Here is a 13,495-nt window from a genome sequence, read left to right on the forward strand (position 1 = left end):
GGAGGCGATTCCCGGACATTCGTTCAGGCCGCGGCGCGCCGTCCCCAGGCGGTGCCGGCCAGGACCAGCGCCGCGCCCGTGAGGCCGAGGGGGCCCGGGTGCTCGCCGCCGAGGGCGATGCCCGCGGCGGCGGCCCACAGGGGTTCGGTGCCGAGCAGCAGGCTGACCCGCGACGGGGAGGTCCTGCGGACGGCCCACATCTGCACGAAGAAGGCGAAGAGGGTGCACAGGACCGAGAGGAAGGCCAGTCCGGCCCACTGGCCCGGTCCGAAGCCGGCGGCGGCCGCCCAGGGCGAGTCGCCGGTCCCCGGCAGGGCCGCCAGCAGGGCGAAGACCAGGACGGCGCCGCCGAGCTGCACCGTGGTCAGGGAGAGGGAGTCCGCGTCCTGGACGGCCTTGATCCGCGCCATCAGCAGGACGTGCGCGGTGCGGGCGAGGGCGGCTCCGAGGATCAGCAGGTCACCTGCGCCGGGCGCGGTGAACCCGGCGCCCTGGGTGAGCAGCACGACACCCGCGACGGAGACGGCGGCCGCGCCGAGGAAGGCGGCCGGGGGCGCGGTGCGGCGGACGGCGGACTCGGCGAGCGGGGTGAAGATCATGGTCAGGCTGATGATCAGCCCGGCGTTGGTGGCGGAGGTGTGCACCACCCCGTAGGTCTCCAGCAGGAAGATCCCGCCCAGGACGAGACCCAGCACCCCGGCGCCGCGCAGCTGGGCGGGGCTCAGCGCCCGCAGCCGCCGCCGGCCGGCGAGGACGAGGACGGGCAGCACGAGCGCGAAGCGGAGCACCAGCACCGCGATCACGGTGTGCGGGGCCGTGATCCCCTTGGCCGCGAGGTAGCTGCCGCCCCAGACGACGGCGACGAGCAGCACGGGCAGGTCCGCGAGCCGGGCCCGGCGGGGAGCGAGGGCGGGGGCGGGGGCGGGGGCGGGGGCGGCGAGGGTGGACACCGGGGCGGCTCCGACGGCGGGAAGGGAGTGGAGACGACGGCGGCTCGCACGGATGCGGGCTCACGGTAGCCGAGCCGATCTTCCCGGTCGAACGTTTTGCCGGCCGCCCTCCCGCCGGCTCAGTCCGCGAAGGTGCCGAAGGTGGCGCGGCCCGTGGGCCGGTAGGTGTGGAGGGAGATGCCGGAGCCCGTGGTGCGCGAGGCGACCTGTGCGAAGGCGGTGGGGAGCCCGCCGGTCGGGAACAGCCGGCGGCCCGCACCGAGGAAGACGGGGAAGACCAGCAGGTTCAGCTCCTCGACGAGGTCCCGGGCGAGCAGCCACTGCGCCAGCTGTCCACTGCCGTGCACCTGGAGCTCCCCGTCGGTGGCGTCCTTGGCCCGGACGACCTCCGCCTGGAGGTTCTCGCCGTCCACCACGGTGGCGGGGGTCCAGCCCGGGTCCTTCAGGGTCGTCGAGGCGACGTACTTGGGCAGCCGGTTGAGGCGGCTCGCGACCGGGTCGGCGGGGTCGTCGTGCTGCGGCCAGTACGCGGCGAAGATCTCGTAGGTGCGCCGGCCGAGCAGGAACGCCCCGGCCCGCGCGAAGACCTCCTGCACGAACTCCCCCATGCCCTCGTCCGCGTACGGCACGACCCAGCCGCCGTACTCGAACCCGCCGCGGGGGTCCTCTTCGGGCCCGCCGGGGGCCTGCATCACGCCGTCGAGGGTGAGGAAGGTGGTGAGGGTCAGCTTTCCCATGGCACTGCGCTCCTTGGGTGTCGGCGCCCGGCCCGTATGCCGTGCACCGGTTCAGACTCCCCCGCCTCGCGGAACTCATCGGTGCGGCGCGCGCGAACCCGGGCCGCGTGTCCGCCGTGGGGGTGCCCGGACACGCCGCGGGGCGCACCGCGTGCGGTGCGCCCCGTGGGAGCGTGCTCGCGCCCCGGGGGTGTCGGCCCCCGGGGCGGTCCGTCGGGCGGGGTGGCGTCAGCCGCCCAGCTCCTGGTGACGGGCGGCGTGCGCGGCCGCGCCGGCCTCCGTCAGCGAGCCGAACAGGCGCAGCCGGGAGAAACCGCCGTCCGGGAAGATGTCGATGCGCACGTGCGTGCCGACCGCCGGGGCGTCGAGCACGAAGCGGTGGTTGGTGTCGGGCTGCAGGCGGGTGCGCGGCAGGAACTCGCTCCACTCGCCCTCCTCGCCCGTCTTGACGGACAGCGAGGCCCAGCCGGCCGAGTTGCCCTTGAGGTAGGCGGTGTCGATCTCGACGGCGCGGATCTCGGATTCGGCGACGAGCTGGTAGCGGATCCAGTCGTTGCCGTTGTCGCGGCGGCGGGCGGTCTCCCAGCCGTCGTCCATCTTGCGGGAGCGGCCCGGGTTGATGGTGTTGGTCGGCGGCGAGTAGAAGCGGTTGGAGGCGTCCTCGACCGAGCCGCCGTTCTCCAGGGCGACGACGTCGAAGGTGCCGAGCGCGGCGAGCCACTTGGGGTCGGGGCGGACCTCGCCGTAGACGCGGATGCGGGCGACGCCGCCGTCCGGGTGCTGGTTCAGGCGCAGGTGCGTGAAGCGCTGCTCGACGTCGACCTCGAAGCCGTTGGCCGCGTGGCCGCCGACGGGGGTGCGCTCGACGAGGGTCGTCCACTTGACGTCCTCGGACAGCAGCTCCTCGGCGGTCGGGGAGCCGGGTACCGAGGCGGCCTGGACGGACACGGCCTGCGGCATGTTGCCGCGGAAGTGGGCGGTGTCCACGACGATGCCGCGGATGACGCCGGGGGCGCCGAGGCGGATCAGCGCGAAGTCGTGGTCCTCGGCGGTCGGCCAGGGCTGCTCGGCGGACACGCCGCGGCGGCGGCGGGTCTCCCAGCCGTCCATGACCTTGCCCTTGTGCCCGAAGTGCTCGGGGTCGAAGTGCGGGGCCTCGGCGATGAGGAGGTTCTCGCGCTCGGCGAAGAACTCGTCGTTGGCGGCGATGACACCGGCGCCCAGCTCACGGGCGGCGAGGTTCGCGTACTGGGTGAAGGAGAAGTCCGCGGTGCGGTAGTCCGCGTACGGGTCGCCGCCCCCGTACGGGTTCGCGTTACCGGTGAAGGAAGCCAGTCCAGTCGAACGCTGTGCCACTGTCAGTTCTGCCTTTCAAGGAGGAGGCCCGTGGGCTCGGTCGGGGTTCCGTGGTCGGCGATCTGCCGTCCGCGCAGCCAGGTGGACTTCACGACGCCGTGCAGGGTCTTGCCCGCGTATGCCGTGACCTGGTTGCGGTGGTGCAGGTGCGCCGGGTCCACGGTGAAGGTCTCTTCGGGGGCCAGGACGGCGAAGTCGGCGTCGCGGCCGGCCTCGATGGCGCCCTTGGCGGCCAGTCCGGCGAGTGCGGCCGGGGCGGTGGACATCCAGCGGGCGACCTCTTCGAGGGTGCGTCCGCGCTTCCTCGCCTCGGTCCAGATGGCAGGCAGGCCCAGCTGGAGGGAGGAGATGCCGCCCCAGGCGGTGGCGAAGTCGCCGGTCTTCAGGTCCGCGGTGGAGGGCGAGTGGTCGGAGACGATGCAGTCGATGGTGCCGTCGGCGAGCGCGTCCCACAGGAGGTCCTGGTTGGCGGCCTCGCGGATGGGCGGGCAGCACTTGAACTCGGTGGCGCCGTCGGGGACTTCCTCGGCGGTGAGCGTCAGGAAGTGCGGGCAGGACTCGACGGTGACGGCCACGCCCTCGGCCTTGGCCGCGGCGATCAGGGGCAGCGCGTCGGAGGAGGACAGGTGCAGGACGTGCACGCGGGCGCCCAGCCGCCGGGCCTGGGCGATCAGGTTCTCGATCGCGGTGTTCTCGGCGTCCTTGGGACGGGAGGCCAGGAAGTCGGCGTACTTGGGGCCCGGGTTCTGCGGGGCGGACTCCAGATGGTGCGGGTCCTCGGCGTGCACGATCATCAGGCCGCCGAAGCCGGTGATCTCGGCGAGGGAGGCGGCCAGCTGCTCCTGGTCGAGCTGCGGGAACTCGTCCACGCCCGAGGGCGACAGGAAGCACTTGAAGCCGTAGACGCCGGCGTCGTGCAGCGGGCGCAGGTCCTTGACGTTGTCCGGCAGGGCGCCGCCCCAGAAGCCGACGTCCACGTGGGCCTTGGTGCGGGCGACCTCCTGCTTGACGCGGAGGTGGTCGACCGTGGTGGTCGGCGGGAGGGAGTTGAGCGGCATGTCGAGGATGGTGGTGATGCCGCCGGCGGCGGCCGCGCGGGTCGCCGTCCAGAAGCCCTCCCACTCGGTGCGGCCGGGGTCGTTGACGTGAACGTGGGTGTCCACCAGACCGGGGAGCAGGACGTCGTCGCCGAAGTCCTCCAGCCGGGCTCCGGCCGGTACTTCGGCGTCGTGTGCGAGCACGGCCGTGATCTTCCCGCCGGCGACGGCCACCGAGGCGGCACGCGTCCCCTCGGGGGTGATGACGCGCGTCGAGCGCAGTACCAGTTCCACAGCCACGTCGGCCACCGGAACCTCCCCATCTACTTCCACAGAGCGAAATTCAACGTTCTGTTGACGGAGTCTTCACCCCGATCGTGGGCCAGTCAAGAGCCGCCGGACGGACTGCCCAGCCCGCCATGCCGCAATTGGATGTTTCCACAGGATGGAATTAAGATTTCACTATCCAGAATGTAGCTATCACCACCGGATGCCGGGCAGGTAACTTCCCGAGGATGTCCGCCACCGGACAAACCGCCTCTGACCGGCGGGGACGGCCAGGCCCCGGCTCTAGGGCCGACGCCGACCGACCGGTAGGCTGCTTCCTTGCCTGCCAGCACCGAAAGGACCGCGCCGTGCCGACGTCCAGCGCCAGCACCACCGACGCTTCCGCCAAGCCCACCGCCGCCAGCGGTGGCGTCCAGTCCCTTGAGCGCGCCTTCGATCTGCTCGAACGCATGGCCGACGCYGGGGGCGAAGTCGGCCTCAGCGAGCTCTCCGCCGCCAGCGGACTGCCCCTGCCGACCATCCACCGCCTGATGCGCACCCTCGTCGCGTGCGGCTACGTGCGCCAGCAGACCAATCGACGGTACTCCCTCGGGCCCCGGCTGATCCGCCTCGGCGAGTCCGCCTCGCGGCTCCTGGGCACCTGGGCCCGCCCCTACCTCGCCCGGCTGGTCGAGGAGACCGGCGAGACGGCGAACATGGCCCTGCTCGACGGCGACGAGATCGTCTACGTCGCCCAGGTGCCGTCCAAGCACTCCATGCGCATGTTCACCGAGGTCGGCCGCCGCGTGCTGCCGCACTCCACCGGCGTGGGCAAGGCACTGCTCGCCCACACCCCCGCCGACGAGGTGCGCGCCCTGCTGGCCCGCACCGGGATGCCGGCCGCGACCGAGAAGACCATCACCACCCCGGAGGGCTTCCTGGAGGCCCTGGAGCAGGTGCGCGCGGTGGGCTACGCGGTCGACGACAACGAGCAGGAAATAGGAGTCCGCTGCCTGGCCGTGTCGGTGCCGAACTCGCCGACCGCCGCCGCGATCTCCATCTCGGGTCCGGCGGGGCGCGTCACCGAGGCGGTGGCGGAGTCCTTCGTACCGATCCTGCAGGGGGTGGCCGCCGAGCTGTCGGTGGCCCTCCAGAGCCAGAACCCGGCCTGACAGGCCCTGCGGGAAGGGCCGACCCGCCCGAACGGCCCCGGTGTCCCGGGCGCGCACCCGCGCGAGGGGCCACCGGGGCCTTCGTGGAATGAGTACGGTCTGCTCATGCACAGCATCGCGATGGAGCAGCAGCGGGGGCACGTACTCCTCATAGCCGGGGACGCCGTCGTGCGCCGCCGCGCCGTCCAGGTCGCGCCGAGCGCCAATCTGGCAGCGCTGGGCGTGGTGCCCGTGCCGGTGCTGCTGGGCAGCCCGGTCCCCAGCGACACCACCTACCTCGACGGGGCCCGCGACCCGAACACCGTGCTGACGCGGCTGCGGACGGCGGCCGCCACACCCGGCCCGCTGCTGGTCTACCTGTCGGGGCGGCTGACCGTCGACCGCCGCGGCCGACGGCTGCACCTGTGCCTGGCGGGGACCACGGCGGCCAGCGTCCGCCACACCGGCCTGCCGTGGGAATGGCTGGGCTCCGAGCTGCGCGAGAGGCCGCCCGGACTGACCACCGTGCTGCTGGACCTCGCCGCGGACAAGGCCGCCTGGCCGCTGCTCCAGGAGTACGGCAGCCTCCCCGCCCCGCCCTCCGTCGAGGTGTACGGGGTGGTGGCGCCCCCGGGGTTCGCGGGCGGCGGCAACGGGGTGAGCGGCTACACGCGGCAGTGGATCGAGCAGCTGCGCAGCAGCCCCGGACGGCCGGACAACCTGCGGCTGCACGCCCTCGCGGTGGGCGGCGCCGCGCTTGCGCCGGGCACCCTCGTCCTGCCGACGGCCCGCGAACTCGCCGCCCACCCGGCCGGGGAGCCGGGGCGCGGGGCCGCCTACCGGCACGGCCGGGAACCCGGGCCGGAGGCCGCCTACCGGCACGGCCGGGAACCGGGGCCGGAGGCCGCCTACCGGCACGGCCGGGAACCCGGGCCGGAGGCCGCCTACCGGCACGGCCGGGAACCCGGGCCGGAGGCCGCCTACGGGCACGGCCCGGCCGCGGGGCCGGGCGCCCTGGCGGAGGCCGCGGTCCGGCCCGCCCCGGAGCACGCGCCGCAGGCCGCGTACGGGCCGGACCGGGAGCGGCCCGGCGCCGGCGCGCAGGACCTTCCGGGCGGCGGGCGCGATCCCCGGCCGCACATCCACGCGCTGGCCACCGCCGGCCGGCACCCGGAGGCGGACGCGCTCGCGCAGGCGTGGGAGGCGCACGTCCTGCGGGCGTACGGGCCCGCCTCGCCGGAGGCGATCCACTGGGCGGAGATCCGCGCCGACCTCGCCCGCATGGCGGGCGACTTCCGGCTCGCGACCCGGCTGTGGACCGGAGTCGGGGTGACCCGGCTGGCCCGCCAGTCCCCCGACGCCCCCGAGGTCGAGGGCGCCGCCGCGGGCGCCCTGTACTGCTGGACCCAGCTCAAGGACCGGGCGGCGGCCGCCGAGGCGGGCCCGGAGCTCATCCGGCTCCTGCGGGCCCTGCCCTCGCTCGACCCCCGCCACCTGGAGCTGGCCGGCCAGCGCCTCGAACTCCTGCGCGCCGCCCCGATCGGCCGCTGAGGGACGGCCGCGCGTCGGCGTCGGCGGCTACGCCGCGGCGACCGGGTCCGGGCTCTGGACCAGGCGGCCGTCCGTGATGGTCGCGGCGCGGTCCATCCGGTCCAGGTGGGCGTGGTCGTGCGTGACCAGCACCGTGGCGGTGGACCGCTCGCGCGTGAGGGTGACCAGCAGGTCGAGCACGGCCGCGCCGCTCTCGTGGTCCAGGGCGCTGGTGGGCTCGTCGACCAGCAGCACGGTGGGCTCGTTCATCAGCGCGCGGGCGATGTTGACGCGCTGGCGCTGGCCGCCCGAGAGCTGGTGGGGGCGCTTGTCGGCCTTGTCCGCCAGGCCGACCGCGTCCAGCAGCTCGACGGCCCTGCGGCGCAGCTGCCGGGGGGACCGGCCGGAGAGGTGGGCCATCACCTGGAGCTGCTCGACGGCGGTGAGCGAGGCCAGCAGGTTCGGCTGCTGGAAGACGATGCCGATCTTCTCCCGGCGCAGGGCCGACTTCTCGGCGGCCCCCATCCGGGTGGTCTCCCGGCCCGCGACGACGACCGCGCCGGAGTCCGGGGTGACCAGGGTGGCGGCGACGGCCAGCAGGCTGGACTTGCCGGAGCCGGACGGCCCGACGATCGCGGTCAGGGTCCCGGCCGGAACCTCCAGGGACACGTGGTCGAGGGCCGTGAGGCGGCCGTCGCCGTCGGGGTAGGTGAGCGTGACGTCGTGGACGAGGAGGGTCATCGGGCGCTCCCGAGGGCGGTCAGCGGGTCTACGGCGGTGATCCGCCGGATGGACAGGGCCGCGCCCAGCACCCCGAGCGCGATCATGATCGCGGCGGGCACGAGGACCGTGGCGGGGTCGAGGACGAAGGGCACGTCGCCCCCGCTGATCAGCGCGCCGAAGCCGGCGGCCAGCGCGGTTCCGGCACCGGTGCCGATCGCCAGCATCACCACCGCCTGCCCGAGGGCGTCCTTCAGCAGGTACGGGGTGGAGGCTCCCAGCGCCTTGAGCACGGCGATGTCGCCGCTGCGCTGGATCGTCCAGACGGTGAAGAAGGCTCCTATGACCAGCGCGGAGATGACGAAGAGGAAGCCGCGCATCAGCTGGAGCGAGCCGTTCTCGGCCTGGTAGGACCCTATGGCACCCAGTGCCTCGTCGATGGTCTGCGTGAGGGTGCCGGTGGCCCGGTCGCCCGCGGCCCAGTCCACGTCGTCGGAGCCGTCGAGGGCCAGGACGGTGGCGACGGTTTCGAGGGAGGTGCCGGGGTTGCCGACGCGCTGCCAGTCGTTCAGGTCCATCCACACCACCGGGGTGTGGCTGTAGGCGGCGGTACCGGACACGGCGGCCACGGTCAGCTCCAGCGGGCCGACCTTCAGCCTGCCGCCCGCGGTGAGCCCGCCCAGTTCCCGGGCGGCCTTCTCGGTGAGGACCACCCGCCCCTGGCCGAGCCCGGCCCCCGCGGGCGCGAGCCGGCCGGTGGACTCGACGCCGAAGACGGAGACGGCGGCGGTCCGCTCGCCCGAGACGGCGTTGGTGGTGCGGATGCCGAGCGGTTCCGCAGCCGTCACACCCGGCCTGGCGCGCCAGTCGCGCCAGGCGCTCTCGGGCAGCTGGGAGCCGGTGAAGGAGACCTTCTGGTCCCCGGTGGGCGCGGCGAAGGCCAGCCGGGCGGCGGGCAGGCCGGTGACGGCCGAGATGTTCTCCCGGGCCAGGCCGGACGTGAGCCCGGACAACAGGCCGACCAGCAACGTGATGAGCAGTACGACCGAGCCCATGAGGGCGAAGCGGCCCTTGGCGAACCGGAGATCTCTCCATGCGACGAACATGTCCCCCACCTTGGTCGTGCACGGGGGCACCGGGCATCGCGCCACGGTAGGGATCCTGGTATCGAAGGTGGGATCCCGACATCGAACTTTTGGTTGACCGGGGGCCTTGGCCGTCGACTTACGCTGGTCGGGCCATGTCTGTCACTTCCCGTGCCCGCGCCCGCGCCGACGCCCGTGCCGATGCCGGTGCGCGCCCCGGCGCCGGCTTCCGCTCCCCGACCCCCGTCTCCCGCGTCCTGCGGCTGTGCCTGCACGCCCTGCTGGCGGGGCTGCTCGCGCTGGCCGCCGGGCGGGCCGTCGCCGACTCCGCGCCGCGGGCCGGGTGGGTGGTCGGCGTCTGCGCGCTGCTGGCCGTCGTCTACGCGGCCGGGGTGCTGGTCCCCGTCGTGGGGCGCTCGACGCCCGCCTCGGCGCTGTGGCTGGGCTCCCTGGCCGCCGTGTGGGTGGCGCTGCTGGTGGTGTCCCCGGACGGGCTGTGGATCGCCTTCCCGCTGTACTTCCTGGAGCTGCACCTGCTGCGGCCGCGCTGGGGCATCGCCGCCGTCGTGGTGACCGCCTGCGCGGCGATCGGCGGGTTCCTGGCGCACAGCGGCTCGGTGACCCCGGGGGCCTTCCTCGGGCCGCTGCTGGGCGGGGCGGTGGCGGTGGCCACCGTCCTGGGCTACCAGGCGCTGTACCGGGAGAGCGAGCGCCGCCGCGAGCTGATCGAGGAGCTCATCGCCACCCGTGCCGAGCTCGCCGTCGCCGAGCGGGGCGCGGGGATCCTGGCCGAGCGCGAGCGGCTCGCCCGGGAGATCCACGACACCCTCGCCCAGGGCCTGTCCTCCATCCAGCTGCTGCTGCGGGCGGCCGAGCGGACGCTCCCGCCGGACTCGCCGGCCACCGAGCACATCGCCCGGGCCCGCGGGGCCGCGCAGGAGAACCTCGCCGAGGCGCGTCGCTTCGTACGGGCCCTGACGCCCCCCGACCTGGAGCACGGCTCCCTGGCGGGGGCGCTGGAGCGGCTCTGCTCGGGGGCACCGGGCCCGCTCGTGCGGTTCTCGGTGAGCGGCACGCCCCGGGAGCTGCCCACCCCGTACGAGGTGGCGCTGCTGCGGATCGCGCAGTCGGCGCTGGCCAATGTGGTGCGGCACGCGGGGGCCGGACGCGCCGGGATCACCCTGACCTTCATGGACACGTCGGTCACCCTGGACGTGGTCGACGACGGGCGGGGCTTCGACCCGGCCTCGGCTTCCTCGGCCGGCTCGGACGGGGGCGGCTTCGGTCTGCCGGCGATGCGCGCCCGGGCCGAGACGCTGGGCGGGCTGTTCACCGTCGAGTCCGCCCCGGGCCAGGGCACCGCCGTGGCCGTCACCCTGCCGTTGCCCGTGGAGGCACCGTGACCATCCGTCTCCTGCTCGCCGACGACCACCCGGTGGTGCGGGCCGGGCTACGGGCCGTACTGGACACCGAACCGGACTTCGCGGTGGTCGCCGAGGCCGCGACGGCGGAGCGGGCCGTGGAGCTGGCCGCGTCCGAGCCGGTGGACGTGGTGCTGATGGACCTCCAGTTCGGCGCCGGGATGCACGGTTCGGCGGCCACGGCGGCGATCACGGCGCGGCCCGGCGGCCCCCGGGTGCTGGTCCTGACCACCTACGACACGGACGCGGACATCCTGGCCGCCGTCGAGGCCGGCGCCTCCGGCTACCTGTTGAAGGACGCCCCGCCGGAGGAACTGGCGGCGGCGGTCCGCACGGCCGCGGCCGGCCAGTCGGCACTGGCCCCGGCGGTGGCCCTGAGGCTGATGGACCGCATGCGCACCCCGGCGGAGGCGCTCACGAAGCGGGAGCTGGAGGTGCTCCAGCTGGTCGCGGACGGGCTCTCGAACCTGCAGATCTCCAAGAAGCTGTTCCTCAGCCAGGCCACGGTCAAGTCCCACCTGGTGCACATCTACGCCAAGCTCGGCGTGGACTCCCGCACCTCGGCGGTCGCGGCGGCCGCGACCCGCCGTCTGATCCGTACGCCGTAGGGCGGCCCCCGAGGTACACCACCGCAGCCGACCGGCCCGTCTCCGCCGCTCCCCGGGAGGTCCGCGGGCCGTACGCTCCGTGGCTCACCGCCGTGGGCGCACCTTCGCGGGCGCCGGTAGCCGGTCGGCTAGGCCACCCAGTACGGGCGCTCCACGCCCGGGGCCAGCGGCACCCCGTCGTGGAAGGCCTGCGCGAGGAGGCGTACGCCCTGGTCGAGGCGGTCCGCCGGCAGGGTGTACGGGATGCGCAGGCGGTGCTCGAAGGTGCCCGGGTCCACCCCGAAGCGGGCGCCGCGGCCGATGTGCACGCCCGCGGCGGCGGCCCGCTCCGCGAGCGCGGCGCTGACCGGTTCGCCGAGGTCCACCCAGAGCGACAGGCCGCCGGGCGGCAGCCGCCAGGACCATTCGGGAGCGTGCCGCTGGAGGGACTGGGCCAGGGCCGCGCGCTGGATCCGCAGCTGTGCGAGCCGGGCCGGCAGGGTCTGGTCCAGCCGCTCCATCAGGGGCAGGGCGACCACCTGGTCGAGCACGGAGCCGGTCATGTCGGCGGACACGCGGACGGCCGCCAGCTCGGTGACCAGTTTGGCGGTGGACCGGATCCAGCCGACCCGCAGGCCGCCCCAGTGGGTCTTGCTGAGCGAGCCGATGGTGATCACGTGGTCGGCGCCGGTGCGCCCGCCGAGGGAGGCCAGCGGCGCGGGCGCGGGCACGTCCAGCGCGATGTCGGCGATGGTCTCGTCGACCACCAGCCAGGTGCCGGCGGCCCGGGTCGCGGCGAGCAGCCGCAGCCGCTGCCGCTCGGGCATCAGGGCGCCCGTCGGATTGTGGAAGTCGGGGATCACGTACGCGAGCCTGGGCACGGTCTGCCCCAGCGTGGACTCGGCGACGTCCATGTCCCAGCCACGGTCGGAGACGGCGAAGGAGCCGGTGCGCAGCCTGGCGTGGCGCAGGGCGTCGAGGGCGTTGGCGTAGGTCGGGTTCTCGGTGACGACCCGGTCCCCGGGGCGGCAGAGCAGGCTGATGACCAGGGCGAAGGCCTGCTGGGCCCCGGCCGTGACCAGGATCTGCTCGGGGCGGGTGGGCAGGCCGCGCCGGGTGAAGCGGTCCGCGACGGCCTCGCGCAGGTCGGGCAGGCCGAAGGGGTGGTAGCCGGGGTTGCGGGCGAGCGCGGGCAGCCGGGGCGCGGCCCAGGCCAGGGCTTCGGTGAGGCTGCCCTCGGGGGCGCCCATGGCGGCGATGGCGAGGTCGATGCCGGGGTCGCCGTCGGCGTTGAAGCCGCCCGCGCCGACGAGGGAGTGGGCGCCGACCGGGCGGTGGCCGTCGGGGAGTTCGGTCCAGGTGCCGGAGCCGCGGCGGCTGCGGACGTAGCCGCTCTCGCGGAGCAGGTCGTAGGCGGCGGTGACGGTGGCCCGGCTGGCGCCGACCCCCTCGGCCAGCTCGCGCTCGGCGGGCAGCCGCACGTGCAGGGCGATCCGGCCGTCGAGGATCAGGGTGCGCAGGGCGTCGGCGAGGGACCGGTAGCCGGGGCGGGCCCGTACCTCGGCCGGGAGCATGGCCGCGAGCTGGCGGCTGCCGATCATCCTGTCCGCCGTCTGGACCACTCGCCCGTATGCCATGCCAACCTCCCCCGATTGGCTCTGCCTGCCAGGCCAATCGGGGTCCAGACTCGCGGTATTGGCCCGCGATTGGCAAGGAGAAGCCATCATGCCGTACGAGGTGTTCACCGACCGTGACGAACGCGCCCTGCTGCTGCGCGCGGAGAACCGGATCTCCCGGCCGCTGCGGATCGGGGCGGCCCTGACCGCCGTGGCCGCCCTCCTGGCGCGGCGGCCCCGCGGCGCGGGCGAGGAGCGAGAATCGCTGCCATGTCAGCAGAAACAGAGCAGGACCCCGGCCGCGGCCCCGGCAGCCGCCCCGGCCGTTCCGCAGCCCCACTGACCGGCGCGCAGGGCGCGGGCGCGGCGGCGGTGATCGCCGGTCTGCTCCTGGCCGCCGGTGGCGGCCGCCGGCTCGGGGGGCGGCCGAAGGCGCTGCTCCCCTACCGTGGCCGGCCCCTCGTCGAGAACGCCGTGCGCGTGCTGCGCGAGGCCGGCTGTGATCCGGTGCACGTGGTACTGGGCGCCTCGGCCGACGAGGTCCGGGAGCGGGCCGACCTGAGCGGCTGCGTGGTGGTGGACAACCCGGACTGGGCCGAGGGCATGGGCTCCTCCCTGCGGGTCGGCCTCGCCTCCCTGGCCGGGACGGGAGCCGGCGCGGCCCTGGTCTCGCTGGTGGACCAGCCGGGCATCGGAGCGGAGGCGGTGCTCCGGGTACGGGAGGCGTACCGCTCCCCGACGAGCCTGGTGGCCGCCTCGTACGACGGGGAGCGCGGCCATCCCGTGCTGTTCGGGGCGGACCGCTGGCCGGACATCGCGGCGACGGCGACCGGGGACCGGGGCGCGCGGGTCCACCTGAAGGAGCACGCGGACGAGGTCATGCTGGTGGAGTGCGGGGACGTCGCCGCCCCTTTCGACATCGACACCCCGCCCGACCTGGCACGTCTGGCTTGAGGAACGCTCGGGTGTCACTTGAGCGGGCTGTGACCGTTATGGCACTGAGGGCCATGGGTGATCGGAATCTGTCGACTCAGAGAA

Annotated in this window: 13 protein-coding genes; 6 read left to right on the forward strand and 7 right to left on the reverse strand. The window is 74.6% G+C overall.

The features are described from left to right. Positions 1-23: 23 nt before the first annotated feature. The 4 genes from AB4039_RS05430 to allB all read right to left on the reverse strand — a co-directional run bounded on the left by AB4039_RS05430 (position 24) and on the right by allB (position 4,380). Positions 24-950, reverse strand: coding sequence for a DMT family transporter (locus AB4039_RS05430; RefSeq protein ID WP_442270125.1), 927 nt, complete (start codon positions 948-950; stop codon positions 24-26). Positions 951-1,069: 119 nt separating this feature from the next. Beyond that, positions 1,070-1,687, reverse strand: coding sequence for a dihydrofolate reductase family protein (locus AB4039_RS05435; protein WP_266843633.1), 618 nt, complete (start codon positions 1,685-1,687; stop codon positions 1,070-1,072). A 228-nt stretch (positions 1,688-1,915) separates the two neighbouring features. Beyond that, positions 1,916-3,043: an allantoicase gene (alc, locus tag AB4039_RS05440; RefSeq protein WP_266843631.1), complete on the reverse strand. Its 1,128-nt coding sequence runs from the start codon at positions 3,041-3,043 to the stop codon at positions 1,916-1,918. Between the two features lie 2 nt (positions 3,044-3,045). Then, positions 3,046-4,380, reverse strand: a complete 1,335-nt coding sequence (gene allB / locus AB4039_RS05445; RefSeq protein WP_442270194.1) for an allantoinase AllB — start codon at positions 4,378-4,380, stop codon at positions 3,046-3,048. Positions 4,381-4,715: 335 nt separating this feature from the next. Here allB and AB4039_RS05450 point away from each other — a divergent pair, with 335 nt between their 5' ends. Together AB4039_RS05450 and AB4039_RS05455 are read left to right on the forward strand one after the other, a co-directional pair. Next, complete coding sequence (locus AB4039_RS05450; RefSeq protein ID WP_266843628.1) at positions 4,716-5,519, forward strand: IclR family transcriptional regulator; 804 nt, start codon at positions 4,716-4,718, stop codon at positions 5,517-5,519. Positions 5,520-5,624: 105 nt separating this feature from the next. Beyond that, positions 5,625-7,049 (forward strand): hypothetical protein, encoded by a 1,425-nt coding sequence (locus tag AB4039_RS05455; RefSeq protein WP_442270126.1) that lies wholly within the window; start codon positions 5,625-5,627, stop codon positions 7,047-7,049. Between the two features lie 27 nt (positions 7,050-7,076). On the opposite strand, the gene AB4039_RS05460 is transcribed toward AB4039_RS05455, so the two are convergent. After that, a complete protein-coding gene (locus tag AB4039_RS05460) occupies positions 7,077-7,769 on the reverse strand; it encodes an ABC transporter ATP-binding protein (protein ID WP_266843624.1) in 693 nt (230 codons plus the stop codon). Beyond that, positions 7,766-8,854: an ABC transporter permease gene (locus AB4039_RS05465; RefSeq protein WP_266843622.1), complete on the reverse strand. Its 1,089-nt coding sequence runs from the start codon at positions 8,852-8,854 to the stop codon at positions 7,766-7,768. The genes AB4039_RS05460 and AB4039_RS05465 overlap by 4 nt, the downstream gene beginning before the upstream one ends. A 134-nt stretch (positions 8,855-8,988) precedes the next feature. Here AB4039_RS05465 and AB4039_RS05470 point away from each other — a divergent pair, with 134 nt between their 5' ends. Next, a complete protein-coding gene (locus tag AB4039_RS05470; RefSeq protein WP_371675872.1) occupies positions 8,989-10,236 on the forward strand; it encodes a sensor histidine kinase in 1,248 nt (415 codons plus the stop codon). Continuing rightward, entirely contained in the window at positions 10,233-10,862 is a 630-nt protein-coding gene (locus tag AB4039_RS05475; protein WP_266843620.1) for a response regulator, read from the forward strand. The genes AB4039_RS05470 and AB4039_RS05475 overlap by 4 nt, the downstream gene beginning before the upstream one ends. A 128-nt stretch (positions 10,863-10,990) precedes the next feature. On the opposite strand, the gene yczR is transcribed toward AB4039_RS05475, so the two are convergent. After that, positions 10,991-12,478, reverse strand: a complete 1,488-nt coding sequence (gene yczR, locus AB4039_RS05480) for a MocR-like transcription factor YczR (RefSeq protein ID WP_442270127.1) — start codon at positions 12,476-12,478, stop codon at positions 10,991-10,993. Positions 12,479-12,566: 88 nt separating this feature from the next. On the opposite strand from yczR, the gene AB4039_RS05485 reads away from it, so the two are divergent. Together AB4039_RS05485 and AB4039_RS05490 are read left to right on the forward strand one after the other, a co-directional pair. Then, on the forward strand, positions 12,567-12,800 hold the full coding sequence (locus AB4039_RS05485) for a hypothetical protein (protein ID WP_442270128.1): 234 nt from the start codon (positions 12,567-12,569) through the stop codon (positions 12,798-12,800). Continuing rightward, complete coding sequence (locus AB4039_RS05490; protein ID WP_442270129.1) at positions 12,728-13,411, forward strand: nucleotidyltransferase family protein; 684 nt, start codon at positions 12,728-12,730, stop codon at positions 13,409-13,411. The genes AB4039_RS05485 and AB4039_RS05490 overlap by 73 nt, the downstream gene beginning before the upstream one ends. The last annotated feature ends 84 nt before the right edge of the window (positions 13,412-13,495 follow it).

It is taken from the genome of Streptomyces sp. M-16, from assembly GCF_052114405.1.
Lineage (GTDB): Bacteria > Actinomycetota > Actinomycetes > Streptomycetales > Streptomycetaceae > Streptomyces.